This window comes from Hungatella sp. L36, assembly GCF_014288035.1.
The window spans coordinates 246902-272418 of record NZ_JACOPC010000010.1; the positions used below are offsets into that span (position 1 = coordinate 246902).

21 protein-coding genes, 1 pseudogene and 1 other annotated feature are annotated in these 25517 nt (G+C 49.2%); of the genes and pseudogenes, 3 read left to right on the top strand and 19 right to left on the bottom strand.

All coding sequences use genetic code 11. The features are described 5' to 3' along the window. Positions 1–49 precede the first annotated feature (49 nt). From H8S80_RS22210 to H8S80_RS22285, 16 genes and pseudogenes are all read right to left on the bottom strand, one after another. Complete coding sequence (locus tag H8S80_RS22210) at positions 50–2389, bottom strand: M56 family metallopeptidase (RefSeq protein ID WP_029466461.1); 2340 nt, start codon at positions 2387–2389, stop codon at positions 50–52. Next, entirely contained in the window at positions 2389–2784 is a 396-nt protein-coding gene (locus H8S80_RS22215) for a BlaI/MecI/CopY family transcriptional regulator (protein WP_002603566.1), read from the bottom strand. The genes H8S80_RS22210 and H8S80_RS22215 overlap by 1 nt, the downstream gene beginning before the upstream one ends. Positions 2785–2944: 160 nt before the next feature. Beyond that, positions 2945–4291, bottom strand: a complete 1347-nt coding sequence (locus H8S80_RS22220) for an RsiV family protein (protein WP_117630833.1) — start codon at positions 4289–4291, stop codon at positions 2945–2947. Continuing rightward, positions 4288–4770 (bottom strand): RNA polymerase sigma factor, encoded by a 483-nt coding sequence (locus tag H8S80_RS22225; RefSeq protein WP_025530450.1) that lies wholly within the window; start codon positions 4768–4770, stop codon positions 4288–4290. Before H8S80_RS22225 ends, H8S80_RS22220 begins: the two co-directional genes overlap by 4 nt. Before the next feature lie 256 nt (positions 4771–5026). Next, positions 5027–5902, bottom strand: a complete 876-nt coding sequence (rsiV, locus tag H8S80_RS22230) for an anti-sigma-V factor RsiV (protein ID WP_002603563.1) — start codon at positions 5900–5902, stop codon at positions 5027–5029. Between the two features lie 14 nt (positions 5903–5916). After that, on the bottom strand, positions 5917–6402 hold the full coding sequence (locus H8S80_RS22235; RefSeq protein WP_117630834.1) for an RNA polymerase sigma factor: 486 nt from the start codon (positions 6400–6402) through the stop codon (positions 5917–5919). Positions 6403–6659: 257 nt separating this feature from the next. Next, entirely contained in the window at positions 6660–7400 is a 741-nt protein-coding gene (sigE, locus tag H8S80_RS22240) for an RNA polymerase sporulation sigma factor SigE (RefSeq protein ID WP_002603561.1), read from the bottom strand. Positions 7401–7428: 28 nt separating this feature from the next. Next, a complete protein-coding gene (locus H8S80_RS22245) occupies positions 7429–8253 on the bottom strand; it encodes a sigma-E processing peptidase SpoIIGA (RefSeq protein WP_025530449.1) in 825 nt (274 codons plus the stop codon). Between the two features lie 348 nt (positions 8254–8601). Then, positions 8602–11244: a valine--tRNA ligase gene (locus H8S80_RS22250; RefSeq protein ID WP_117630835.1), complete on the bottom strand. Its 2643-nt coding sequence runs from the start codon at positions 11242–11244 to the stop codon at positions 8602–8604. A 34-nt stretch (positions 11245–11278) separates the two neighbouring features. Then, the gene (locus H8S80_RS22255; RefSeq protein ID WP_181987882.1) at positions 11279–12280 is read right to left on the bottom strand and encodes a YcxB family protein; all 1002 of its coding nucleotides are present in this window, start codon (positions 12278–12280) and stop codon (positions 11279–11281) included. Between the two features lie 206 nt (positions 12281–12486). Then, positions 12487–12715 (bottom strand) — a binding site (T-box leader). An 87-nt stretch (positions 12716–12802) separates the two neighbouring features. Further along, a complete protein-coding gene (locus H8S80_RS22260; protein ID WP_117630837.1) occupies positions 12803–13906 on the bottom strand; it encodes an immunity protein Imm33 domain-containing protein in 1104 nt (367 codons plus the stop codon). A gap of 89 nt (positions 13907–13995) precedes the next feature. Further along, a complete protein-coding gene (locus tag H8S80_RS22265) occupies positions 13996–15348 on the bottom strand; it encodes a permease prefix domain 1-containing protein (protein ID WP_117630838.1) in 1353 nt (450 codons plus the stop codon). Positions 15349–15510: 162 nt separating this feature from the next. Next, a pseudogene (locus H8S80_RS22270) lies at positions 15511–15837 on the bottom strand (PadR family transcriptional regulator); the annotation flags it as partial. A 294-nt stretch (positions 15838–16131) separates the two neighbouring features. Beyond that, entirely contained in the window at positions 16132–16944 is an 813-nt protein-coding gene (locus H8S80_RS22275; protein ID WP_002603554.1) for a hypothetical protein, read from the bottom strand. After that, a complete protein-coding gene (locus tag H8S80_RS22280; RefSeq protein ID WP_002603553.1) occupies positions 16941–18164 on the bottom strand; it encodes a DUF5716 family protein in 1224 nt (407 codons plus the stop codon). The genes H8S80_RS22275 and H8S80_RS22280 overlap by 4 nt, the downstream gene beginning before the upstream one ends. A 15-nt stretch (positions 18165–18179) precedes the next feature. Next, entirely contained in the window at positions 18180–21824 is a 3645-nt protein-coding gene (locus H8S80_RS22285) for a DUF5717 family protein (protein ID WP_117630840.1), read from the bottom strand. A gap of 142 nt (positions 21825–21966) precedes the next feature. Here H8S80_RS22285 and H8S80_RS22290 point away from each other — a divergent pair, with 142 nt between their 5' ends. The 3 genes from H8S80_RS22290 to H8S80_RS22300 are packed head-to-tail and all read left to right on the top strand — an operon-like array spanning position 21967 to position 24105. Continuing rightward, positions 21967–23121 (top strand): NAD(P)-dependent malic enzyme, encoded by a 1155-nt coding sequence (locus H8S80_RS22290; protein WP_002603551.1) that lies wholly within the window; start codon positions 21967–21969, stop codon positions 23119–23121. Positions 23122–23145: 24 nt separating this feature from the next. Further along, a complete protein-coding gene (locus H8S80_RS22295; RefSeq protein ID WP_002603550.1) occupies positions 23146–23667 on the top strand; it encodes a DUF4364 family protein in 522 nt (173 codons plus the stop codon). Positions 23668–23694: 27 nt separating this feature from the next. After that, positions 23695–24105, top strand: a complete 411-nt coding sequence (locus tag H8S80_RS22300) for a glycoside hydrolase family 23 (RefSeq protein WP_117630841.1) — start codon at positions 23695–23697, stop codon at positions 24103–24105. 178 nt (positions 24106–24283) lie between these two features. On the opposite strand, the gene H8S80_RS22305 is transcribed toward H8S80_RS22300, so the two are convergent. From H8S80_RS22305 to H8S80_RS35140, 3 genes are read right to left on the bottom strand one after another with little or no spacing between them, the layout of a single operon-like run. Next, positions 24284–24529 (bottom strand): hypothetical protein, encoded by a 246-nt coding sequence (locus H8S80_RS22305; RefSeq protein ID WP_002603548.1) that lies wholly within the window; start codon positions 24527–24529, stop codon positions 24284–24286. Between the two features lie 34 nt (positions 24530–24563). Then, complete coding sequence (locus tag H8S80_RS22310) at positions 24564–25097, bottom strand: ImmA/IrrE family metallo-endopeptidase (RefSeq protein WP_117630842.1); 534 nt, start codon at positions 25095–25097, stop codon at positions 24564–24566. Further along, positions 25090–25470 carry an ImmA/IrrE family metallo-endopeptidase gene (locus tag H8S80_RS35140; protein WP_117630843.1) on the bottom strand — a complete coding sequence of 127 codons (381 nt, stop codon included), beginning with the start codon at positions 25468–25470 and terminating at the stop codon, positions 25090–25092. The genes H8S80_RS22310 and H8S80_RS35140 overlap by 8 nt, the downstream gene beginning before the upstream one ends. Positions 25471–25517: the final 47 nt, after the last annotated feature.

Sequence of the window (25517 nt, forward strand, 5' to 3'; positions counted from 1 at the left end):
CTGCATCTTTTTCTATTACTGTAATGAATTATACCCAACACACCGGTAATCACTTTTTATTTACCTTCTTCCACAAGTCCCCCGCCGCCAGCGGAATCTCATAATTCACATACTCCCGGTTCTCCGACAGATTCACGAACTTCATCGCAAGCTTCCCGTCGGCCGCGGACGCCGCCACGCACTCATAGTTCTTCGCGTCGTATCCGCACTTATCGTAATACATAACCTCGTCAAAGCGGCCTTCCCGCGTCAGCACGATGGCTGGTTTTTCCGCGCTTAACAGATAGAAGGTTCCATCCACCACGGATATCAGGTTTCCGTTAAAATCTCCCAGCTTTGTTATCTCACTGAAATCAGGCTTCATGCGGTAAATCGGGCGCGGGAACTCCATGGCATTTTTCCAGCCTTCATAATAGAGATAGCCGTTGTCGTAGGACAGACCCCTGCAAACCGAGTAGTCGATCCCGGCTACCCGGCGGTCGCTGCCATCCGTGCGGATTCCGATCAGGGAATGAGATTTAAAGCTCAGTATATCCGCCTTCGCCGCACCGTAATAGTAGATCCTTCCTTCCGCCAGAACCATCTTCTGGCTTTCCGGCTGTCCCATGATCACCATGGGATCCAGAACCTGGACAGATCCCCCTGCATTTCTCACCAGCTCCAGCCGGTCATATGGAAAATGAAGGCTTTCCGGCTCTTTTCCATCCTGCAGCTCAAATTCAAGAGCTGTCTGCGGAGTTCTGAGGAAGTAATCAGCGCCGTCGGTCGTAAACAAGTACCGCCGCTCTTCGATCTCTCCGCTGTTATTTTCCACCATTGTACCGTCTCCGGCGAATAAGTATGCCTGATGCATCACCATATCGTCCGGATGGTACCAACCGTAAAATACATCCACCAGCTTTCCCGTCAATCCTCCATTGCTCGAGGAGGTACCCATACCTCCAAGTACGGCGATGCTTCCGTCGGCAAGCTTTTCCACATCGTAATCGATAAAAGAACTTCCGGCTGTCGGATTCTTACCGACGAAAGAATCTTCTCTGTGAACGCTGTCTTCCGATTCCGGTTCCTTTTTCACCGCATCAAGCGCGCTGGTTATCGCCTCCAAGTCGATGGTTCCCGTATCATCCGGCCCAATGATTAAATTCGGCACCCATTTACCGTCTTTAAGCTGAAAACTGAACAGGCCGCAGCTTCCATGAAAAATGATCTGATCCTTTGAGGCGTAATCTATGGTAATGGTACTTTCAAGCCCCTTTTCCAATACCTGTCCGGAAAGCCAGGAGGTATCCGGCATTTCCACAGGCATAGCCGGCGTCTCGCCGTCATCCTTACCTGCAATAAAAATGCTGGTAGGACCGTCTCCGCCTCCAATGATGGAAACCGCCTCCGGATCCACGGGTTTTTCCCTGACGGTCATGAGGCACAGCACGGCCGCTGCCGTTACGATCACGGCGCAGAGCGTGATCCTGAAGCCCGCTTTCTTATAGTTTAAAACATTCTTTATTCTCGATTTCGTATGGCTCTCTCCAAAGGCCAGGGGCAGGCGCGCTCCGCTGCCTTTCTCCGCAGCAGACAGGAGTGCCAGCGAGTACTGCCTCTTTCCGCCCTGTCCCAGCTCGCTCACCACCGCCTCGTCACAGGACATCTCCATGTCCTTGCAGAGCAGACGGAAAGCTATATGGGCGATGGGGTTAAACCAGTGCACGATAACCATCAGAAGCCCCAGAAGCTTAACGAGATAGTCACGACGCCGGATATGGATCCGTTCATGCCTCAAGACACACTCCCGTTCCATCTCCGTTAAGTTTGAAGGAAGGTAGATCACCGGGCGGAATATTCCCATGACAAAGGCGCCGGGAATCCGGTCAGATTCATAAATCCCGTGTTCCGGTCTCCGGCCTTTTTCATCCTCATGGTCCGGATCGGGCTCCTGGATCTTCACTGCCGTTCCAAGCCTCCATTTCAAACGGATATACCCGGCAAAATGGAAGAGGAAGAAGACCAGCATCCCCGCCTCCCAGACTACCAGCATCACAAACAGCAGGATCTGTATGGGATTGACCGACATATAGGGATTGGTCACGGTCATGGTCTGCTCCAGAACCTGGTTCACGGGACGGTCTATAAAGAAGACCCCCGAATCAATGGAGGGCGTGTTTTCATAGATGATCCGCTCCTCCAGGGGATTCGAATAAAATGGCAGCAGGCTGTAAGCCGACTGGAGGGAAAACGGACATAAAAAGCGAAAGATCACTACCAGCCACAGCACACAGGAAAACCGCTTGGGAAGCCTCTTATACAGCAGGCGCAGCGCCATCACCAAAAGGGCGGCAAAGCCTGCGGTAATGCTCATGTTCAAAAGAGTGATCATCATCTGATCCACATCCATTACTTCACCGCCTTTTCTATCATCTGTCTGATTTCCTCCGCTTCCTTCGCTGTCAGCTTTCTGTCCTTCAGAAAAGCAGTCACAAAGGCGGGCAGAGAACCGTCAAAGTTTCTGTCCACTACCGTCTCACTCTCGTACTTTAAAACCTCTTCCCTGGGAATCAGTGAGCTCACGATGGCCTGTTCATTCTTCACGAAGCCTCTTCCTGCCAGTTTTTTTAAGACCGTATAACAGGTGGACTTCTTCCATCCCAGCTCTTTTCCGCAGATTCTCACAAGCTCCGTGGAATTCACCGGCTCATTGTCCCAGATCAGGTTCATGAAACGGTATTCGCTCTCATACAGTTTCTTTTCTTCTATCTGATTCTTTTCAAGAATCTCCTTCTTTTCTTCCATGTAAATGCCTCCCTCCAATCCATCATTGCCGCATGGTTCTGGTCTATCGCAGTAGTCCTTCGTGTTAAGTCTATCACGATAGACCTCTCATGTCAAGCGCATCTTCGGGAAGACTGTCCAGTATCCTTTTCAGAGAGGCTGCCTTTCCTCACTTTACAGATCAGTAATTGATTCCATTAACAGCCAGTTTTCCATCCACGATACCAAATGTGATGCCTGGTTTCCTCTCCTCCGACTGCTCCTGCATATGAAACCCTGCCATGCTCGCCTCCAGCGCCGTAATATCCGTATTTTTTATGGAGGAAATAAGATCAGCCGTAAAGATCTTCTCTTTTCCGAAAGCGAGAAATTCTTCTCTCGTACTGACCACGACGCCTTCATCCGGAAAACCTATATAGGTAGGGAAGGAGATGCAGTCAGCCAGCGCCTCCAGATCCTGTTCTGCGACAGCCTTCTGAATTCTGCCGGCAAAGGCCTCCGCCTCGCTCTGATCCACGGAGAAATTATCCAGGCCGCCGGACTCCGCCTGTTCTTCCGTCATACGCTCCTTTGCCGTGGTCTCCGCAGGCGCTTTCTCCTCCGTCTGCCTTTCGATCTCAAACTCCGGACGTCCGAGCGCCCCGGGCGCAATCTCATACTTTTCAAATACTACGACTGGATTGCCCTTCTCATTGATATAGAACGGTGTATCCGCCGTCACGGTTTCAAAGCCGCCTTCAGCCTTTGTAAAGAATTTCACTTCAGAGTCCGCTTCCCGCGCTTTGATCTGGGCGCGTATGCTCTCATTCGCCTTTTCCATGTAACCCGGCCCTAAAAGGTCCTCCAGGCTCAGATACCTTCCGTTTGTCAGGTCGATATTGTAGTAATACGTCTCGCTGTAGGCGGAGACCCAGTTTTCGGATCCGCTGACCGTAAAGGAGAGATGGGAATCGTTCTGGCTTTTCAGTTCATACCATACGCGAATCTGGATATCATGCTCTTTCCACTCCGCTTCCGTTCCGCCCGTATCCAGGAATGCCTTTTTGTACTCCTTTGCCCGTTCTAAGGCCGCTGCCGCGTAGGCGTCGCACTTCGCCTTGATTTCCTCGTTGATCTCTTCCGCCAGATTTTTCGTCTCGCCGCGAATCATCTCAATTCCCGGGACCTCCACCGAGATTCCGGCATCATCCGTGTCGGACTGCCACGATTCTGCGGTAAACAGCCTTACGATAGCTCCAATTACCGGAATCCCCCGTATTTCTTCGGCAAACGTCGGGCTGGTATTAACCCCGACGGCGACCACTACCGTCAGTGCGGCCGCAGCAGCCAGACCACAGCCGGAGATCACTCTGCCCCGCCTTCTCCATTTTTTCCTGTCCCGGCGATCCATTGCCGGCTGGTCCGGTACACCATTTTCTTCTTTTCGCCGCGCGGCGGCCTGCTCAATGGCTGAGGCCACAGTCTCCTCCAACCGGTCCGGGATCGGAATGTTGTCGTATACGTTTTTGCTGTCCTTCAATCTGCTCATATCACCAGCTCCTCCTTTAATGATTTAAGCCCTCTGTACAATTTCGATTTTACAGTGTTTACACTCAGTTCCATAACCGCAGCAATTTCCTGCAGAGACATCTCCTCATAAAATCTCAGTCTGATCACATTCTGGGTATCGGCCGGAAGACGGTCCAGCTCTTCAAAGAACCCCTCCGTCTCCCCGTAGCCCGGCTCCACATAGGCGGCCTCCCCGCCCAGCGGTTCATCACTCACGATTTCCCGGTTCTTCTTTCTGACATAGTTCAGGCTCTCATGAACCAGCACTCTGTAAAACCAGGTTTTAATATACGAGATCTCCCGTATCGACTCATAATGCTCCAGCGCGCTGCAGATGGCATTCTGAACGATATCCAGCGCGTCGTTCTCGTTTCTCACATAGGTATAGGCCAGCCTGTAAAACTTCTTCTGATTTGCAATGATATAATTTACCACAATGTCATAATGATCCTGTTTCATATTTTGTTTTCTGTCTCCTTTCACAGGCATGCTGTATTTGTTCCCGTCTACTTTATTGACAAACTCAGGATGTGAAAAGTTTCATCTCCTGTAAATTTTTTATTGAAAGAGTGGGGTCGAAAAATTATATCATTGTATGAGACAGGACGCAACCAAAAACAGCAGCAGGCATCCGGACTCTTTCGTCCAGACGCCTGCTGCTTTGATTTCATGGGAGAATCCGGACAGCCGGACTCTTTATTCTAAATTATTCCAATCAGCCAATATCTCCCGTTACCGATTTCGGGATGGTAAATTCCACAACTCCCATATATCCCGGAGCCACGGTATACTCGTCAAATACAAGCACCAGCTCTCCATTCTCGTTGAAATAGAAGCTCTCGTCACCGGTAATCTGGTTGAAGTCCTCTGCGGCCTCCTCGCCGGATTCAAAGAAATACATCTTGGAATCGTCCGCCGCCATCTGAGCCCTCATCTGCTCTTTTATATTATCGCTGAGAGCCTGAATATAATCCGCTTTATCCCGAAATAAGTCCTTTAAGGTTACTACCTGGCCTGTTGCCTTGTCTATTGTGAAGATCTTCACAAAGTCCGCACCGCTGGCCATAATCACGGTTGTGTTGATGCGCAGAGACAGATACTTATCATTGTCTGTCACCACCTGGTAGCTGGAGGTTACAGAGTAATGGCCCTCGCCGGCAACGTCCTCTGTCACTTCCTTCTCGTATTCGGCGATCAGCTGGTTCGCATACTCCTCGATGGACTTGTTGACCTCTGTGTTCGCCTGATCTCCGATGGATACCTGGGGAATATCGATCTTCGCCTCATAATTATCTTTTGTATCTTCAAAGGTGCGAAAGGTTACCACCTTGGCAATGGTTCCGAGCACCGGAATATTTTCCATGGCATTTGCGGTCGTGGGGCTTACGTTTGCCATCACAGTGATGGCGAGCAGCGCGGCCGCCGCTGTTAATCCTGTCTTCTTTGTAAACTGTATCACGATTCTCATCCTCTTTTCTTTTTTTGCCTTTTCAATTCCTGCCATCATGTTTTCCCTGGCCGAGGCCGGCACCGGAATGTTATGATATTCTTCTTTTAACTTCTCCAAATTGTTTCTGCTGTCGTTTTCCATAATGTGTCCCCTTTCTATGACATTTCCGACTTCAGTTCGATTCTGAGTTTTTTCAGTGCCCGGTACAGTCTTGCTTTTACCGTGTTGACATTCAAATCCAGTACCACAGCGATCTCTTCCAGCTTCAGTTCCTCTATAACCTTTAATACCACGATGGTACGGTCTTTTTCCTCCAGTGACTTGAGAAGCTCCATCGGATCATCCTCATGATAGACATCCTCGTGGGAGATCTCCACCCCCTCCAGACCGATGCTCTCCTTCTGTCTCTTCCTCAGAAAATCGACGGCCGTGTTCATCACCACGCGGTAGATCCAGGTGGATAAATAATCCGGCTCCCGCACCTTACTAATATCTTTCATCACCTTATAAGCACTTTCCTGGACAATGTCCAGCGCATCCTGTTCGTTGTTCACATAGCTGTAGGCGAGACGATAATACTTTTCATAATTGGTCAGGAGTATTTTCTCAGCTTCAGCTTCAGCTTCTAAATTCTTCTTCAAATATTCTTCCTCCTCTCTCCTCTTCTGTCTGTTAGACGTTTGCTGTTATCAAAAAGTTGCGAAAATAATCTTATTTATTCGGGCAAGGGAACAAGGAGTACTGCCCGGAGGGCTTTTTATGTAATAGGAGTACTTTCCTACTACATAAAAAGTGGCACCCGGAAAGCCTTATACCTTTCCGACGTGCCACATTTTATTATTATACTATAGATCAAATATTTTTTAAAGAAAAAACGGATAAATATTAATTCCTTCCGCTACTCAAAACGCACAATTTCTTTTTTCAGCCTCTTCATAATCTTCTTTTCCAGACGGGAAATATAGGACTGGGAGATTCCGAGCAAATCGGCCACCTCTTTCTGGGTCATTTCCTCCCCCTCCTCGTCGGACAGGCCAAAGCGGAGCTCCACGATCTTTCTCTCCCTCGGGCTCAGCCGGCTGATGGCGGAATTTAAGAGATTGCGTTCCACTTCTGTCTCCAAATCCTTGTAGATCACGTCCTCGTCTGTTCCCAGAATATCGGACAGCAAAAGTTCATTTCCATCCCAGTCCACATTTAACGGCTCATCGATGGATACCTCCATCTTCGTCTTATTGTTGCGCCGCAGATACATGAGAATCTCGTTCTCAATACAGCGTGACGCGTAGGTGGCCAGTTTGATGTTCTTCTCAGGGTTAAAGGTGTTGATCGCCTTGATCAGACCGATGGTTCCGATGGAGATTAAGTCCTCTACGCCGACGCTGGTATTGTCAAATTTCTTGGCTATGTAGACGACAAGGCGGAGATTATGCTCGATCAGCTCCGACTTTGCGCTCTGGTCGTCTTCGCCTCCCAGCATGGCAATCACTCTCGCCTCGGACTCATTATCCAGTGGGGCCGGAAGAATATCGGCGCCGCCAATGTAATGAATCTCTCCCTGCTTCGGCATCATCAGCGTCTTAAACGTGGGTACGGCTTTAAACTGGAAACGGTTTGGTACGGAAACTTTTAATATCATATCGGTAATCTCTCCTTTTCATCTGAAACTAATCTTCATGCAGAAGCATCTGGTATTCCCCGTCCACAGACAGGGGACGGCGGCAGACAGCCACCAGAGGCTTTTCTATAATTTTCACGTCACTGCCCTGGCGTATTTCCATTTCATCCAGGAAAATTCCGGGCATCACGCCTTCCTTCTTTCCCACACTCCCAAACGGAATGTATATGACAGAGGACACGCTCTCGCACAGTTCCTTAAGCGCCTCGTAGGTCACCACATGAACCGGCCGGTGCGTCACTGGCTCATACAGCCGGTTACCGGTATCGAGAAGCGCTGTCACCGTCTTCTTCCGCCCTCTGTAATGCATCGTTACCTCGTAGAAATGGTTCCGGCTCTTTCTGGCCTCCAAAACGAAGCCCAGGATACACCTCACGCCGAAGTAAGCGCCGGCAGCCAGCAGCAGCAGCCGGTAAAACGGCATGGCCGCCCGGTTATTTCCGCGAAGGATCTGTTCTATATAATAACCGGCCATCGTATGCTGGTAGAGAGCCTGCATGGCTCCGGCCATCATGACGGTCACCAGATAGAGGCAGGCTACAGCCTTGCCAATCTCCCGCTTCTTTCTGACGCCGAACGCCGTCACCACCATCAGGCAGCTGACCACGGCGTAGGTCATAAAAAAAGAGACTGCGGGGGGAATGGACGGAAATGCCGCGCACAGGACGGCCCAGGCAGCTCCCAAAGCAGCGCCCAGCACGATTCTGTATCTGCCCGCCCGGTATCTCATCACCTTTCCGGTTATGGAAAGCACAAGATAATCCAGGATCATGTTTATGACAAAAAACACATCTATGTATAAGTCAACCGTCACTAAAAGTTTTCTCACCTCCTGCCCTGTATGAACATTATAGTCAGAGAGACCTTCAGATTTTGTCAAAACGGCGGCCCTGATTCCTGTTTTTCATCGCCTTTTTCCCGGTATTTTCATCATGATTCGACATTTTATGGTCAAACATCTGTTTGCACCGGACCGTCCATGCGTTTCACACACCAATCACAAAGCTTTGCCGCTTGATAGACCTCGCCGCATACCGCCAAACATGAGGGAGAGAGAGTTTCCGTATCTCACACGAAAAAAAGAGTCGAACCAGGCAGATTTTTTCCGCCGGGTTCGACTCTTTTCTTATAAAGATTGGTAAACAGGACAGGCTGCGCGCTCTTATTCGCCTAACTGAGCGATACGCTCCTTCACCTGATCCATCATCTGTGTATATTTTTCCAGTTTCGCCTTTTCTTCCTCCAGTTTGGCTGCCGGCGCCTTGCTTACGAATTTCTCGTTGCTCAGCATTCCCTTTACGCGGGACAGCTCCCTGGATAACCGTTCCTCTTCCTTCTTTAACCGTTCCTTTTCCTTCTCGATGTCAACCAGCTCGGCAAACGGCATATAGATGACTGCCTGATGGATCACAGCGGACACGGCATCTTCGCCGATTCCTTCCTTATCCTTCTTTAGCACGATTTCGCTGGCATAGCCCAGCATGGCGAAGAATACGCGGCTGTGCTCGAAGATATCCAGGATTTCGCTGTTCTCTGATACAACGTATACCTTTGCCTTCTTGCTCGGCGGAACGTTCATGGAAGTCCGGACATTCCGGATGCCTCTTACCGCTTCCTTGATGGTCTCTACCGCATGCTCTTCCTCGGCAAAGTTCCATTCCTCCTTATATTCCGGCCATGCGGATACCATGATGGACTCTTCCTCGTCCTGAAGATTGCAGAAGATTTCCTCGGTGAGGAACGGCATATACGGATGAAGCAGCTTCAGGGAATTGATCAGCACGGTCTTTAAGGTCCAGATGGCCGCTGCCTTTGTGGTATCCTCTTCGTTCCAGAGTCTCGGCTTTACCATCTCGATATACCAGTCGCAGAACTCCTCCCAGATAAAATCATAAACCTTCTGGAGGGCGATTCCCAGTTCATACTTGTCTAAATTGTCCGTCACATCGCGGGCCAGGGTGTTGGCCTTGGAGAGGATCCATTTATCCGCCATGGTCAGATCAGACAGCTCCGCCTGGCTGTCCGGCGCCTTCTCGATGTTCATCATCATGAAGCGGGAAGCGTTCCATACCTTGTTGGCGAAGTTCCGGCTGGCTTCCACTCTCTCCCAGTAGAAACGCATATCGTTTCCAGGGGCATTGCCGGTAATGAGTGTCATACGCAGGGCGTCCGCGCCGTACTTGTCAATGACTTCCAGCGGATCGATGCCGTTGCCTAAGGACTTGCTCATCTTGCGGCCTTCGGAATCTCTGACCAGGCCGTGCATCAGCACGGTATGGAACGGCAGTTTTCCAGTATGTTCAATTCCCGAGAACACCATACGGATTACCCAGAAGAAAATAATATCGTAACCGGTCACCAGCACGTCTGTCGGGTAGAAATACTTCAAGTCCTCTGTCTCGTTCGGCCATCCGAGCGTGGAGAACGGCCACAGAGCAGAAGAAAACCAGGTATCGAGCGTGTCTTCATCCTGAGTAAGGTGAGTGCATCCGCATTTCGGACACTTCTCCGGTCTTTCCTTGCTTACAACAGTCTCTCCGCATTCGTCGCAGTAATAGGCCGGAATCCTGTGGCCCCACCACAGCTGTCTGGAAATACACCAGTCGCGGATGCTCTCCAGCCAGTGCAGATACGTCTTATCGAAACGCTCCGGCACAAATTTCAGTTTTCCGCTCTTCAACGCCTCAATCGCCGGCTTTGCCATCTCTTCCATGCGTACAAACCACTGCTGCTTCACCATCGGCTCTACCGTGGTCTTACAGCGGTCGTGAGTACCTACGGCGTGGGTATGGGGAACCACCTTTACGAGAAGGCCCAGCTCCTTCAAATCCTCTACGATGGCTTTTCTGGCCTCGTAGCGCTCCATCCCATCGTACCTGCTGCCAGGCAGACTGATGGTCGCGTCGTCGTTCATAATCGTAAGCTCCGGAAGATTGTGGCGTTTGCCCACCTCGAAGTCGTTAGGGTCATGGGCCGGTGTGATCTTTACACATCCGGTACCGAATTCTTTGTCTACGTAGGAGTCGGCAATCACCGGGATGGTGCGTCCCGTGAGAGGCAGCTCCAGCATCTTTCCAACGAGATTGGTGTAGCGCTCATCCTCCGGATTGACTGCCACAGCCGTATCGCCGAGAAGCGTCTCCGGTCTCGTGGTTGCGATCTCCACAAAGGAACCTTCCTCTCCCGCTACCGGATAGTTGATATGCCAGAAAAATCCGTCCTGGTCCACATGCTCTACCTCTGCGTCCGATATGGAGGTCTGGCATACCGGGCACCAGTTGATGATTCTGGACCCCTTGTAAATATAGCCTTTCTCATACAGACGGATAAATACTTCCTGCACCGCTTCCGAACAGCCCTCGTCCATGGTAAAACGTTCTCTGTCCCAGTCTGCGGAGGAACCCATCTTATGCAGCTGGTTGATAATGCGTCCGCCGTATTCCTTTCTCCAGTCCCAGCATTTCTCCAGGAATCCGTCACGGCCCAGGTCCTCCTTATCGATGCCCTGCTTCTTTAAGCTCTCGATTACCTTGACCTCTGTGGCGATCGCCGCGTGATCCGTACCTGGCTGCCAGAGCGCCTCGTATCCCTGCATCCGTTTGTAGCGGATTAAAATGTCCTGCATGGTGTTGTCCAGCGCGTGGCCCATATGAAGCTGGCCTGTGATATTGGGCGGAGGCATCACAATGGTAAACGGTTTTTTGTCCGGATTTGGCTCTGCGTGGAAATACTTCCTGTCCAGCCATTTCTGGTATATCTTGCCCTCAATTTCGGCAGGATTATAATTTTTTTCTAGTTCTTTCATGGTATTCTCCTTATCTGTTTTCTTTCTGATTTTTCTAAGGCTGTCTGCCCTGTTTCATGAAGTTTTGAAACTCTTCGAAATCTCCTTTTTGAAAAGCATCTTTCTTTACCATAATGCCTATGGTTTTTTCTATGACAATGACGTACAGGCCGCTTGACTCTTTCACCCTGGAAATCTGGCTGTAATAATATGTTTTCGCCGCTTCACCGTCATTTGCACACTCAATTCTGTCCGGATAAAACAATATGGTCTTTCCCATTCCGGTATGGCTCAGTTCATAGACTCTGTAGTTCCTTTTTGCCAGCCTGGAGCTGTAAAACACACTGAGGAAAAGGAACAGCACTCCCAGGACAATCAGCAGAAGCTTAAGCACGATATGGACCGGGAATAACAGCCCCCAGGCCAGATACACGACTCCAAGTACGATATGGACGGTTCGCCTCGAAGCTGTCATGCATTTCGTGTATTCCTGAAGCAGTTCCGGCGTGACCTGATATGAATTTTCAAATGATGGGGCGTCGTTTCTGTCCGAGGCCTCATATCTTTCCGGAAAGCTATGCCTTCCCTGCTTCATAAACTCCCGGAACTCTTCGAAGGTCCCTTTTTGAAAGGAATCCTTCTTTACGATAATACCGGTTTCATTTTTTACAACAATGGAATATAGACTGCCAGACTCCTTCTCTCTGGTTATATGTCTATAGTAAAAGGTCTTTGACTCCCCGCCGTCATTCACACATTCCATTCTGTCCGGATAAAAGGATATTGCTTTATCCAGCCCGGCGTGGCTCATTTCATATCTCCTGTAATTCTTCTTCGCAAGCCAGGCACTGTAAAACACGCTGCAAAGGATCGCTGTTACTCCCAGAACAGGCAGCAGAACTCTCAGCGCTGCATGAGAGGTAAACAGGATTCCCCAGATGAAACACAGGATTCCGAATACAAGCAGAACCTTTCGCCTCGGGGCTGTCATACAGTTCGTATACTCCCGCAGCAGCTCGGGTGTCATCTGGTATGTATTGATAAACAAAGGTTCCACGGCGATTCTCCTTTCCATTTACTTGTCTGTCATAAAAACACAATACTACCAAAAAGCAGCACTCCCGAGCCGGACTCTCGCGCCGGAGCGCGGTCGCTTCAGCGGCCATACTTCCTTAGCGCGGAGTGCGCATCCTCCCGGAGGGTTTTTATTCATAGAACGAACTTTCCTGTGAAATTAAAAAAAGCCCTCTGCATGTATTCCATGCAAAGGGCGAATAATCCGCGGTACCACCTTTTTTCCTGCGGCAGTCTGCGCCACAGCTCTCACGGTCTTTAACGCAAACCACGCGTGAGCGCCTACTGAACACCACTGTATTTCAGCACTCCGGTTCCAAAGCTACCTTCCGCACACACTTCCTTAACCATCTTTCAGCCGGTGAATGGTTCTCTCTGTCAGGGTTATGAACGTACTCCTCTTCTTCATTACCTTTTTTCTTTATGGTGATATCATAGAGGTTTTTTCAGCATTTGTCAACCCCTGTGAGTCAGGTGCCGAAAAGTTCTGGTCATTTTTCTATTCTCAATTCCCTCCGTTCGCACCCGCATCCACATAGAATTTCCCATCTTCACCGCGGAAAAATGCCATGCCCGCAGGGGCGTCAAGAAGCGGAATGATATCGGGATCATAGTTTGCCACCGTATTCAGATCATAGAGTCCGAAATGCCCGCTGTCCTCGCAGTATTCCCGGTCTTCCGATCCCTCATAGAAGATCCATCCGCTGTCCTCCGGGTGTTCCTCCTGCGGCTCATTACGCACCATATAGCCCACTTTGGAGCCTTCCACCATAATCTTATCGGTGGCGATTCCAAACTGGCCGCTCTCCAGCAGCGGCTTTATCTCTTCCGCCTTCATGAAGAACTTCTTACGCCGCGGAAGCTCCGGCATGGGAACGTCGTAGGCCTCCGGATCGATAAAACGGATCACAAGACACGCCTTGTCCCCATTTTCGTCAAACCCCCAGTAACCGCTGTACGCACCGTCACCGAAACCACTGGTAAAGAGAATCAGATTTTCATCGCTTCCCGGCGGACACCAGTCCATATAATCGCCGTCCTCCCTCTGATATCGGGGATACTGTTTTGCATAAGCCTTCATGGCCTCCGCAAAGCAGTCGTCATAGAGATTTTTGTCCGGATTCTTCCCGCGCCACTCTTTTATAAAATCATCATAAACGACAGAAACAGCCCTGTCACAGATACAGGCCAGCCCCGTATCCACACCGAACATGGCAAATACTCCCGGTTTATCTTTATCTTCAATCGTATAGCCCTGAGGCATGGCCAGTTCATAGCGGACCGGCGTCTTTCCGTTCACGTCCAGTTTCGCCGCCAGGAAGCGGAATCCAAAGACCGGATGATCGATCACTGACAGCGATACCGGATAGCTCCCCGGCTCCACCGTCTCCTCCAGCGTACAGGAATATTTCGTATTTATGTAGCAGAGCGGATCTCCAATCTCGATCCTGCCGGTCTTTAGCCGCACCTCTCCGATCGTCAGCTGTTCATACGCTCCCGCACGGTCAAACAAAGCATTGAGCCCCACGGCTTCCGGTTCCTGTTTCATAAGCTCCAAGTTCTTTTTAAATATCTCCTGAAATACGTTCTGCCATATATTATCACCCATAGCGTCCTCCTGTCTGAACGTTTCGTTTTCTGTATCGCCGTTCAGGTTCTATACGCCTTAGTGTATCATAACATGTCACTTTTTTCCACTTACGATTCCAGCCGTTCCAGCCGTATTTTCCATTTTCCCCGGGTTCCATGTCTTTCGGAAACAATATCCTTGTTTCTGTAGACGCTGAGAATCAGTCCTAGCAATATGTAATTCACCAGGGTACTCTGTCCTCCGTATGACAGAAACGGAATCGTCATGGGTTCTACCAGCGGTACGCCGAAGTTGGCCGCCACATAGACAAGCATCTGAATTGTCAGAACTACGGAGCACGCCGTTCCGACGAGAAATCCAAGGCGGTTCTTCTGTCTCCACGATATGGAAAATGCTTTCACCGCCGTGGCGGCAAGTATGCACAGCATGGCGGTTCCGGCCGCAATACCGTATTTGGCAAAAACAAAGAAAACAACGTAGTCACAGTTTAAAAACTTCATTGCCTTCGGCACAGGTGCTGCCGATGAGCCAAACATTTGAAAACTGGAGACAGACTCCTGAAGATAGGGAATAATCCCTCCATTGGAGTTGTAATGAAGCATATCCGGGCCGAAAATGGACTGAAGCCTGATCATCTGGTACGTATGCAATACTCCCAGGTCCGTTCCCTTCCAGTAAAGAAGGAGGAGGGTGAGCACAGGTACGGCAATAAGAGCTGCTATGGTCCGGGCCTTTTTGACATGGAAGAATCCTTTCCATACGGCAATAAGCAGAAGCAGGAAACAGCCGCCGGCGAGCTCCAGACTCCCATGTACCATTATCGTCTTCAGTCCCATGAAAAATGGCATGAAGCTTAAGAGATAACAGACAGCTACTGCTCCGTATCCCTTTGTCCGGAATCTATAAAGCACTCCCGCGTAGAGAGGCAGGAACAGTGTCAGATAATTATAGATTCTCACTTTTCCCATGATTACGACGTGTGTATTTGCAATGATAAATATGACGACGAAGTAACCAAACCACAGAAGGAGGGGATACCGGCCAAGTATCGTGTAATCGACGATATAGACTGCGGCAAGAACAGCGAGTCCCACGAAGGTAAAAAAGCACTGGCGCGTCCAGAAATAGTCTGCAAGATCGCCGGAAATGCCGCCGAACAGTCCGGTATAGCATGTCATATACTGAAGCGCGAGGCCTAACGCGCTTAACAGAAGCACCAGAATGAGGAATTTCCACTCCAGATGCGGCCGGTGAATCCGGTTCAGGGCAGTTCCCGTCTCTATGGGATCTCCCATCTGGCGGACCGCCTCTCTCTTCGCCTCAGAAGGCGTCATGCCATCAGCCTCATAGGCATCAGACTGTTCCTGCACATGGTTTTCCAGCTCCTCCCTGACCATGATCCTGGCCTTTTTACAGCGGATCTGCTCCGATACGGTATCGAGATATTCAGTTAGTTCCATAGACGGCACCTCCTAGTACTGCGTTGCATAAATAGCTGAGTTATAGTGCCTGATATCTGCGTCAGGTGTGCGTCCGCGAAGCGACGGCGTAGTGGACCCTACGTCTAGCTTCGCGGGCGTGCTCCTGGCGTAGATAGCTGGTACTATAGCGCAGGGATTTATGCAATGCAGTGCTAGTACTCCGGATACTGCTCCGGCATATTGCTTCCACTCCTCTTCCTTCCCTTTCAGGTAACGCTTTCCCTCTCCGGTGATACTGTAATACTTGCGTACCTTTCCGGAAGCGTCCTCTTCATAGGAGGTCAAATATCCCTTCTGTTCCAGGGAATGCAGAAGGGGATACAGGGTTCCCGCCTTCAGTTCGAATACATCGTTGGATTTCTTCCGCAGATTTTCTATCATCTCGTATCCGTACATGTCTTTTTCTGTTAGAAGTTTTAGAAGAAGCATGGCGGTACTGCCTGAGATCAGGCTTTTGTCGATGGGCATGGGGGTACCTCACTTTCTTTTTTTTAGTTGTTGTATAGGCGATTTATGTATAGGTGATCTATATATATCGATTATCTATATAATAGTTGATGGCAGAGAAGATGTCAAGAGAGAACTACTGCCCTGTTTATATGAAATTGATCGTGCTGCCCGCTGGCCCGCAGTGGCCGCTCGATTCCGCTTCGCTCCATCTCGCTGACGGGCGTTCGCCCTATGAAAAAAGACATAGACAAATTTACTTTTGTGCAAGCACAACGTAAATTTGTCTATGTCTTTTTTCACACTGCTCAATGCTTATATCATGTTTCGGTACTCTCCCTTCCAGCCTTTGACCAGTTCGGAAGCACCTTTCATTCTTTTAATCGGATCTTTTAAGAATAGTTCGTCTAATTTTTCTAAGCTTTCAACCTTCTGCGCTGCTTCTTCTGCCTTCTTCATATCTTCATCCCATACCGCTTTTACATCTTCCGTAATCAATGTGCGGTATCTGTCTTTTAATACCAGATTGGGGTTCCATTTGGATAAATAATAGATTCGCTTTAATACGTCTCCACTCTTTGCTAAATCAAACGACTTCTGATACGCCTGATAGGCCTTCTCCATGGAAAATAAACGCGCATAGGAAGCTCCCAGATTGTTGTATATCTTCGCAAAAAAGGCGTCGTCTGTTGAAGACTCCTTTGGCATCTCTAAGATTCCTTCGTATTCTGCTACGGCTTTGCCGTACTGCTTTCTCGTGAAGAGGTAGTCGGCTTTGGCTTTGGCGAATTCGGGCGGGGTCATTTTTCTGTAGGTCTCGATCTTTTGACGGAAATGTTTGATCTCAGCTGCGTTGTAGTAGTCACATTCCGTCAGGATTAAAAACAGGAGCTCATCGGTGTCTTCTCCGCTCTGCTGCCATTTTTCCAGCTTGGCCGCCATAAAGCCCATCTCCAGCTCGCCGCGGATGAATTCGATCAGATGGTCATCCACGAAAGTCTCCAGTACCAGAAGCGGATTATGGTAGATCACATAGCAAAGCTCCTGGGAGGAGTAGAGGTGGACTCCCAGGCCCTCGAAATAAAAAGGATGTTTTACCGGCTCCTGCCGGCATAGTATCAGGCTCATATCATGACCTCTTGTCTGACTACGGCATCTGAGGCCGGGAACAGTTCTCCGAAGCCCTTGTCCTTAAGCACCACCGCCATCGTCTTCTCATCTAAAAATCCCACGCTGATCCCCACACGCGTCGTTCTCTCGGGCCGTTTCGGGAATCCCTCCAGCGGAATCTTTACCAGCTTTTTCTGCTTCGGATCCATGGGTGTTACTAAAAACTCTACGTAGTCCTGGTTATCCACGATCAAATCCACACTGCTTCTCGACTCATACCAGTTGTCGCCGGCAGCCGCCACGATCAGCTGGCTCTCACGGTTCTTGTGCAGCACCTTCATCGATATCGTCGAATGAAGCCGCCCCTCGCAGACACAGATAAAGGGGTAAGACGTCTTTTCATGGAGGTAATCCATGCCCTTAAAAGCGGCGCCCCTGGCAAACAGCTCCTGGTCCATGTAGACCTTTCGCCTGGAACAGAGAAGCTTCATGAAATCTCCCGCCCAGTCCTGCCGCTCAAAGCCTTTTCCTGTCAGGAAAATGGAAGAAAACAGCTTCTTGGAAAGCAGCCGCTCCGCACAGGAACTGAGGATCTTATCCGCCAGCTTTCCGCCGGAAGGGGTATTCAAAATATCGAGATTAAAGCTTTCCTCCAGCGCCTCATCCTCGGCCACCACAGTCATCTGCTTCATCCCGCGCTGAACCTTTAATTCGTGGTAATGGAGCGAATCCTCTGATAAATCGAAGACCGCTACCTGATTGCTCCATACTTCCTTCTTCTGGCTCAGAACGTAGTAGACAAAGCCTTCCGTATGGCTGATGATGTGCACCCGGTCCCTGGGGATCTCTAAGTAATCCGCACAGTACATCAGCGCGTCCATCAGCTTGACCTCCACCTTTTCCAGTGTGATCACCAGCTCCTTTACCTCATCGGAGAAAAATTCCTCCCTGGCCAGCGCCAGTATTTTCTTTAGATAGATCTTAAGCAGGGTGGTACCCTCGTATTTCACGCCTCCCAGCGTGGCGGTACCGTCCTTCATGACCATCTTTATAAGCTTGTCTACGATAATGCCTTCCCCCACCAGGGTGTATGCGTAAGCTTCTTCCCCCACATACCACTCGTCATCATCCTTTTTCCGGCAGATGACCGTCGGCAGGCACCACGTCTTTTCACGTTCGTGACAGCACAGCCTGGTATAGGCATCACATAAATCAAGTCCAATTATCAATCCGTCCATCGACAATCCCCTTATCTACATCAGTGGAAATAATTCTTCCGCGGCAGCATTCTTTGTTAAATACTCCCGCATCCGTTTTTTGAGCCCTTCTTCGTCCTTTAAACTCAGACACAGGCTCATTTCATTTAAACAGGCAAATCTGCTTTCCGAATCACCGGCCGCCGATGCAGCGTCACAGCTGACGCTTCCTTCTTTTTTCAGCACCCACTTGCCGTCTTCCAGTTCACTGATCCGGTACTCCATGATTTCCCCTTCAAAAAGGACCTTCTTCTTTACGAAAATCCCCTGGTACGTCCTTCCAATATCCTCGCAGTGGTATTCCTCCTCATCCGGCAGAATCCGGACCTCAAAATCGATCCGCGCGTTCCTGTCTGAATGATACTGGATCATGGCCTTGTCCATGATATCCTCCGGCATGGGAACGTATTTCGCCAGCTTCTTGAAATACGGGAATACCAGTCCCGCCTCCAGGAGAACCGCTGTCGTACTCTTTAACAGCTCCTTCTGCTCCTCTTCCAGCGAGGAAAGCTCGGAATAGTATTTGGTCAGAGCCAGCAGATAGATCGTTGGTATCCTGTCTTTGTCTGCGGAGCCGTTGACCGCGCCTTCCAGATAGGCGAAAACCTTGTCATCCGGAGTCTTGTCATCAAGGAAATACTCCGAACTCTTAATTGTAAAATATGCCCGGACGATGTTGTCACTCGTCTTCTTTTTGTTCATATAGAGGCTGAATACCCGGTCTATGGTTTCCGTGCATCCGGAAAACATCATCTGTGCGACCAGACGCTCCTCAAGATCATACGTCTCCACATGCTCGGAAATACCCTGCAGGAGTATGCGGTACATCTGATTCGTCAGACCGTTGTAGTGCTCGCAAAGGTAATCCAGGATGACGCTGTCGCTCATGCCTTCCAGAAAAACGCGGTACGACAGGTGGAGAAGCAGCGGATCTTCATCAAAAAGATTCTGAAGAATCATCTTGGTACACAGCTTTAAAAGCCGCTTGCTCTGAATCTCCTCGCAGCCGAATTCCCGTATCATATCGAAGGCTTCCTCAACATAATTGCGGTTGATTAAGGTCTCACAGATTCCCAGGCGTTCTTCCTTCGTAAGCAGACGCTTGTCGAGGCGCACCAGATAAGCGCCTCCCTCTGTGCTGTCTTCACTCACCGGATGAAGAGGAGAATCTCCCTCTTTCACGTTCGATGGAATGCCCGGCATATTCTGGTAATACTCTATGATTCTGGATAGCAGGAGTCTCTGATACAGCGGCTGGAGCCGTCCATCCTCCATGGCATCCTCCAGCATCCCCGCCTCCTTCTCATCTGCAATGCCCCTCTTTAGGATCTCGTCGCAGGCCCGGAGTCTGAGCATCGGATGATCGGGATACAGTTCAAAGCAGCGCGCCTCTAACTCCGGCTTATCCATCACCGGCGTCTTCTCATAAGGAACCGTACTGTAACGGTTTCCAAAGGCATCCTGGAACAACAGGATGCTGTGCTCGGAAAACAGCGGCACGTACGCTACGCCGTCGTCCAGAAGAAATGCGTCCTCCTCCAGCAGCTCCTCGTAACAGACAATTACATACTTCATCTTAAGGTTCCTGCACTCCACGCGGTAAGAACGCAGAATAGAGGGCAGTACCTTAGCCATAGGAAGGTCAATGACATCCTTGTAGATCATGTGTTCGTAAATAACGGCCAGATTACTTCCGATCCTCGATTCGAACAGCTGTTCTGTGGCGAATTTTTCGATATCCCGCTCATACACCTCATACAGCGGATCGGATTCCTTTAAGTAAACCAGCACATTTTTATAGAGCAGCGCCCTGCTGTGGCGGTCCAGCTCGCTACCGCCGTAGGAAAAATAGAGGAGCACTTCCTTGGGAAGCAGGTAGCAGTAATCCTTTGGAAGCGCGTACAGATAATACTCGTAAAGCCGTGTCAGGCTGATTCCTTCTTTGATCCCCTTCTCATACCACTTAAATGCCTCCGCACTCCTGCTCTCTCCCCGGATCAGTATGGAACAGACCGCCTCCAGTATTTCCTTTCCGGGATACTTCTCATACAGGCGTCCCAGCGCCCTGTAGTGAAGGCGGTTAAAATGCCTGGACGTCAGCGTAAGCCTCGCAGCAGCCAGCGCAAATTTCTCTCCCGCGGCGCCGTATCTGGCACCGAAGGACAGTACCTGCAGCTCAAACGGGCCGATACTCCGGATCAGATCCGGCTCTTCGGAAAGCAGCCTGCAGGCATGCAGATAGAGAAACGGGCTTCTCATGCCCGCTTCAAACTGGCGTCTCATCATGGATATGGCTCCGCCCGAATTCTCATTAAGCCGGCGGTCCAGCCTTAAAAGGATCAGAAACAGATTATGAAGGTCCGGATTCTCCTCCAGATATTTTCTCAGCAGACGAACCAGCGATTCCTTCTGGTATTCATCCGGCTGCAGAATCAGCCTCAGATACTGATAGTAACAGTAAAGCTCCAGCTTCTCCTGCCGCTCCGCCAGGATCTTCTCCCGGCATTCATCCAGCAGCAGCGCCGCCTGGCTCGTCCTGTCGTCTGAAAGGTATATCTCGGCCCTTAATAGCTTAATCGCCTCCTGCTGCCCCTTCATCTCCTCGATCTCATCCAGCGCCCGCAGCATCTGATTATGCGGAAAGTCCCCATCACCTGTGTTCGGCGGATTGTAAGGAAAGTCCCCATTACCTGCCTCTTTCTGCAAGCGCAGGTGCAGGTACGTCGCCACCGCTTCCTTCGTATAGGCGTCCTCCGCGGAAATACCACCGCCCGGGTTCACCATCGCGGTCACCGGAACGACGAAGCGCTCTTCGATTCCGGTAATGATAATGCGTCCCTGGTTCAGGCCCTGATGCATGCGCCTCGGATGGATGCGGTAGACGATCTCGCAGGTGTCGTCGGTAAAATCCTGGTCTCCGATGTTTCTCACCGGAATCTCTATAAAATCGCAGTCGGCCGTAACCTCAAGGCTTACGTAGCCCCAACCGCTTCTGGTTATCGTAATACATTCCTGGATCACTCCGTCCAGTTGGTCAAACCGCCGCTCGCTCTCGTCCGCAGTCAGCTTTACCGGCTCCTTGACACCGAGTCCGGTCAGGAATTCCTCCAGCTCCTTCTTCCTGTCCGGTCTTCCTTTTAAACCACCGTAAAGGGCCCTCACATGCAAATCCTTCATGAAGGGGGCCTCGAAAAAATCTCTATATTCAAATAAGCGAAGCGCTGTCTCATAGTCGTTCTTCGCTGTTCCAGCGAAATCCTCCGCCGTCTTTAAATCGCTCAATGCTTTCCCTGACGTACTCAGTTCCACACGAAAAGAATAAGGGACTTCTCTTTCTCCGCCATTGGTAACCAGATAGAAAGCTCCCTTAATCATATCTCCGTCTTCCAGAAAACCGGTATTCACCTCATAGACCAGATGGTTATAGGTGCCGCCAAACGCCCCATTAAGAAGCCTCACGCGGAAATTGGAAGAATATGCAAGTCCTTTTATATGCAGATTATTCTCACTGGTAACGACAAGTTCCCGCCTCGTGGCCCCGCCGGAACGCACCACGTCGTCAATTCCTTTCGGAGTGACCTTGATCACAGGAACCTCCGAATCGATGATGCCTTTAGCCAGCCTGTTGATTCGTTCTCTCATAGTACCACCTGTATCTTATGTTCTTCAGCCTGACAGCTGTTGTCTTTCAGTTTAATTACTATATTCTAACATATTTTCTATTGATTTAAAACCCTAAAATTGGTATGATAAAATAAAAACTGATAGAAGAAGGACAAGAATCATGACAACGAATGAAAAAGCTTTATTATTGCATGAAAAATGGAACGGCAAGCTGGAAACTATTTCCAAGGCCGAAGTAAAAAGCAGGGAAGATTTGGCCCTCGCCTATACTCCCGGCGTTGCGGAGCCGTGTAAGGTCATCGCTGCCGAACCGGAAGCCGCTTATAAATATACAATCAAATCCAACACGATCGCGGTTGTTTCCGACGGCAGCGCGGTTCTTGGCCTCGGCAATATCGGACCTCTGGCCGCCATGCCCGTTATGGAAGGAAAGGCCGTGCTCTTCAAGGAATTCGGCGGCGTCAACGCATTTCCAATCTGCCTGGATACCCAGGATACGGAAGAGATCATAAAGATTGTTGTGGGTATCGCTCCTGCTTTCGGAGGAATCAATTTAGAGGATATTTCCGCGCCCAGATGTTTTGAGATTGAGGAACGCTTAAAAGAGCTGCTCCCCATCCCCGTCTTCCACGATGACCAGCACGGAACCGCCATCGTCGTTCTGGCAGGAATCATCAACGCATTAAAGGTGACCGGCAAGAAGAAGGAAGACTGCCGGGTCGTCGTAAACGGAGCCGGTTCCGCTGGAATCGCCATCACAAAGCTTCTCTTAACCTACGGATTTTTGCACATCACCATGTGTGACCGCGCCGGAATCTTAAAGAAGGGCATGGACGGCTTAAACTGGATGCAGGAAAAGATGGTGGAGGTGACCAACTTAGAAGGCGCAGACGGCAGCCTGGCCGACGCCATGAAGGGCGCCGATATCTTTGTCGGCGTGTCCGCACCGGGAATTGTCACAAAAGAGATGGCCGCGTCCATGAACACGGATGCGATCCTGTTCGCCATGGCAAACCCGGTTCCTGAGATTATGCCTGACGTCGCAAAAGAGGCCGGAGCGAAAATTATCGGCACCGGCAGGTCTGATTTCCCCAATCAGGTCAATAATGTAGTTGTATTCCCGGGCATCTTTAAGGGTGCTTTAGAGGGACGCGCCACTGCGATCACTGAAGAGATGAAGCTGGCTGCCGCCACCGCGATCGCAGGGCTGGTGGATGAATCCATACTGGATGAAAACCATATTCTGCCGGAGGCATTTGATCCCCGTGTGGCCGATGTGGTCAGCCGTGCAGTGAAAGATCATATACAAAAGTAAGAATCAATCTATGGAGGGTGTCCTATGTTGTCAGAACCCATGACGCTTTATAAATTAATGATTTTGTATATGCTGAAGCAGGTCAATTTTCCCCTTACCAGTGCGCAGCTGTCAAATTTTTTCCTGGAGCATGAATACACCACGTATTTCACGCTGAATCAGGCATTAAACGAACTTCTGGAGGCCAAGCTCCTCCATGTGGAGACCAACCACAACAGCAGCCGCTATGAGATCACGCGGGAGGGAGAAGAAACCCTTTCGTTCTTCGGCAACAAGATATCCTCTGCCATCATTGAAGACATCGATGAATATTTGAAAGAGAACAAGTTCCGCCTCCGCAACGAGGTGGGCGTGACCGCGGATTTCTACAAATCCACCAACCAGGATTTCATCGTTCACTGTGAGGTGCGTGAGGGTAAGAGCTGTCTGATCGATTTAGAGCTCGCCGTCCCCGACAAGGACCAGGCGGAAATCATGTGTGACCACTGGAAGGCCAAGAGCCAGGAAATCTACGCATTTGCCATGAAGGCTCTCATGAGCGACTAAAAAGGCAATTATAAAGGGGGAATTCCCATGCAGATCAAAAAACAGAAATCATTGATTCAGGAAATCAGAGATGAGTATCAGGCAGAAGTGAAAAAGCTGAAACGGAAGAAATTTCTTTTGAAGGCAAAGCTACTGCTGACCATTGTCCTTCCCGTCTTTATCATCCTGCTTTCGGTGAAGGTTATCAAAACCTTTGTGCGCATCAAGGTCAGAGATATCTTTTCCAAAAAGCCCAGAGATTCGAAGGGCACGGAGAACGTGCAGGTCTCTAAGAGCCAGGGACAGGGGAAGACACAGGAACAGACACAGGAACAAACGCCTCCGGAACCGGAGCCGTTAAAACCAGCCGTTCCGGTTCCGGCAGTTATGACGCCGGTAGAAAAAGAAATTATAACGCCGGTTCCTGTGGTGACGGAATCTGTCACTGTATCTGAATAGAGTCATACAAAAATGGTATAAGGAGCATTGGGGATTGGAAATATCCACATGCTCCTTATACCATTTTCAGATTACCATTTTTTATGCATCTCTTTTGTATTTCTATGTATTTTATTTCAATCCACATTCTGAGTTCAGAATACAAAACCCAGAAAGACATAGTAGCTATGCTGCCATTTTAGTAAAAGGATGATATTGCACTGATACAGGGAATTCCGGTAGTACCTGAAATACCAGCTCGTGCGCCTTTATCGTCCGAGCAAAATACATATAACTGTATATGATCCTGATTTTGAAGAACTTGCTGCATAAGGTAAGTTTTAATCTCGCCCAGATTATTGCCATATCCTACTGTCATATCACAATTGGCAATCTCTATCATAAAATAGTCGATTGGCATTTTGATGTACAGTTCAAGGCTCATGTAAAATCTCCTGTAAAAATCTTTGTCAAACAAATCACAGGCATTTTTTAAGTATGAAAGATACAGGGAAACAGCACTCTTTCCATAATTCTGATATAGTAGCATAATGAGAGAATAATCTGCTCATGGCAGCTTCATATCTGTGCAAAATCTTACAGAGAGTTTCCTGATCTGATACGTTTCTCTTGTCAGAAAGTAAATCATATTCTGAATTTTGATCCATTAGCTGCTTAAGGCTCCCAAACCTGAGAATCTCCGGGGTACGTCTTTGCCATCTTTCAGCGTCAGGTTCATAGCTGACCGCTTTTCTCAGTACTTCCTTTTTCACATTTAAAAATTCGTAAACAGTATCCGTATTTATATATCCTTCTTCATAAAGCCGCAGTAAAACTGCTTTATATGGAACTGAAAAAATTGCCATTAATCTGATCATATCGCCCAACACCTGACCGGATTTGGGAATTCCATAAATCTGCATTTGTTCATACAAAGCATTGGAAGGAACAAGAAGTAATCCGGCGAACGCATTCGCTTCCAGATCTTCTTTACATTTTACGTCTTCATCCATAACAGCCGCATTTAAAATAGAGCCCTTTCTTAAAACACTTCCGTTTTTTCTCTAAAAAACACCAAATATGATATAACTCATGAGCAGCTGCAAAAATCTGATTTGATACTGGCAGCCATGAGTTTACATAAGTAAACACTCTTCCTTTCTGTACGCATGTAAGTGCACAAAAATCATCATCTTTTGTAGGAAACCGAAAAAGATCCAAGTCTTCCTGTTTTTTTCGTGCGTAATTAGTCAACACTGAGAAAATATCATCCTGTATAATATTATTTCCATTGTACAGGCTATTGAACTGTATGACAGCTTGGAACAGTTCCTGGAACTTCTTTTGATCATTCATATAAAGGCTATTATCTAAAACATTCCCCATTAAAGTTCAGTCCACTCCTCTCTCATCATCTTGCCGTTTTCTCTGAT

What these genes read in the sequence shown, in the direction of transcription:
- H8S80_RS22215 (WP_002603566.1), bottom strand. Translation starts at nt 2,784, where the DNA reads ATGGAAGAAAAGAAGGAGATTCTTGAAAAGAATCAGATAGAAGAAAAG.
- H8S80_RS22280 (WP_002603553.1), bottom strand. Translation starts at nt 18,164, where the DNA reads ATGGACGGATTGATAATTGGACTTGATTTATGTGATGCCTATACCAGG.
- H8S80_RS22265 (WP_117630838.1), bottom strand. Translation starts at nt 15,348, where the DNA reads ATGGAACTAACTGAATATCTCGATACCGTATCGGAGCAGATCCGCTGT.
- H8S80_RS22295 (WP_002603550.1), top strand. Translation starts at nt 23,146, where the DNA reads ATGTTGTCAGAACCCATGACGCTTTATAAATTAATGATTTTGTATATG.
- H8S80_RS22310 (WP_117630842.1), bottom strand. Translation starts at nt 25,097, where the DNA reads ATGGATGAAGACGTAAAATGTAAAGAAGATCTGGAAGCGAATGCGTTC.
- H8S80_RS22250 (WP_117630835.1), bottom strand. Translation starts at nt 11,244, where the DNA reads ATGAAAGAACTAGAAAAAAATTATAATCCTGCCGAAATTGAGGGCAAG.
- H8S80_RS22225 (WP_025530450.1), bottom strand. Translation starts at nt 4,770, where the DNA reads ATGAAACAGGATCATTATGACATTGTGGTAAATTATATCATTGCAAAT.
- rsiV (WP_002603563.1), bottom strand. Translation starts at nt 5,902, where the DNA reads ATGGAAAACGACAGCAGAAACAATTTGGAGAAGTTAAAAGAAGAATAT.
- H8S80_RS22220 (WP_117630833.1), bottom strand. Translation starts at nt 4,291, where the DNA reads ATGAGCAGATTGAAGGACAGCAAAAACGTATACGACAACATTCCGATC.
- H8S80_RS35140 (WP_117630843.1), bottom strand. Translation starts at nt 25,470, where the DNA reads ATGGGGAATGTTTTAGATAATAGCCTTTATATGAATGATCAAAAGAAG.
- H8S80_RS22285 (WP_117630840.1), bottom strand. Translation starts at nt 21,824, where the DNA reads ATGAGAGAACGAATCAACAGGCTGGCTAAAGGCATCATCGATTCGGAG.
- H8S80_RS22260 (WP_117630837.1), bottom strand. Translation starts at nt 13,906, where the DNA reads ATGGGTGATAATATATGGCAGAACGTATTTCAGGAGATATTTAAAAAG.
- H8S80_RS22290 (WP_002603551.1), top strand. Translation starts at nt 21,967, where the DNA reads ATGACAACGAATGAAAAAGCTTTATTATTGCATGAAAAATGGAACGGC.
- sigE (WP_002603561.1), bottom strand. Translation starts at nt 7,400, where the DNA reads ATGATATTAAAAGTTTCCGTACCAAACCGTTTCCAGTTTAAAGCCGTA.
- H8S80_RS22275 (WP_002603554.1), bottom strand. Translation starts at nt 16,944, where the DNA reads ATGAGCCTGATACTATGCCGGCAGGAGCCGGTAAAACATCCTTTTTAT.
- H8S80_RS22300 (WP_117630841.1), top strand. Translation starts at nt 23,695, where the DNA reads ATGCAGATCAAAAAACAGAAATCATTGATTCAGGAAATCAGAGATGAG.
- H8S80_RS22305 (WP_002603548.1), bottom strand. Translation starts at nt 24,529, where the DNA reads ATGAGCCTTGAACTGTACATCAAAATGCCAATCGACTATTTTATGATA.
- H8S80_RS22210 (WP_029466461.1), bottom strand. Translation starts at nt 2,389, where the DNA reads ATGGATGTGGATCAGATGATGATCACTCTTTTGAACATGAGCATTACC.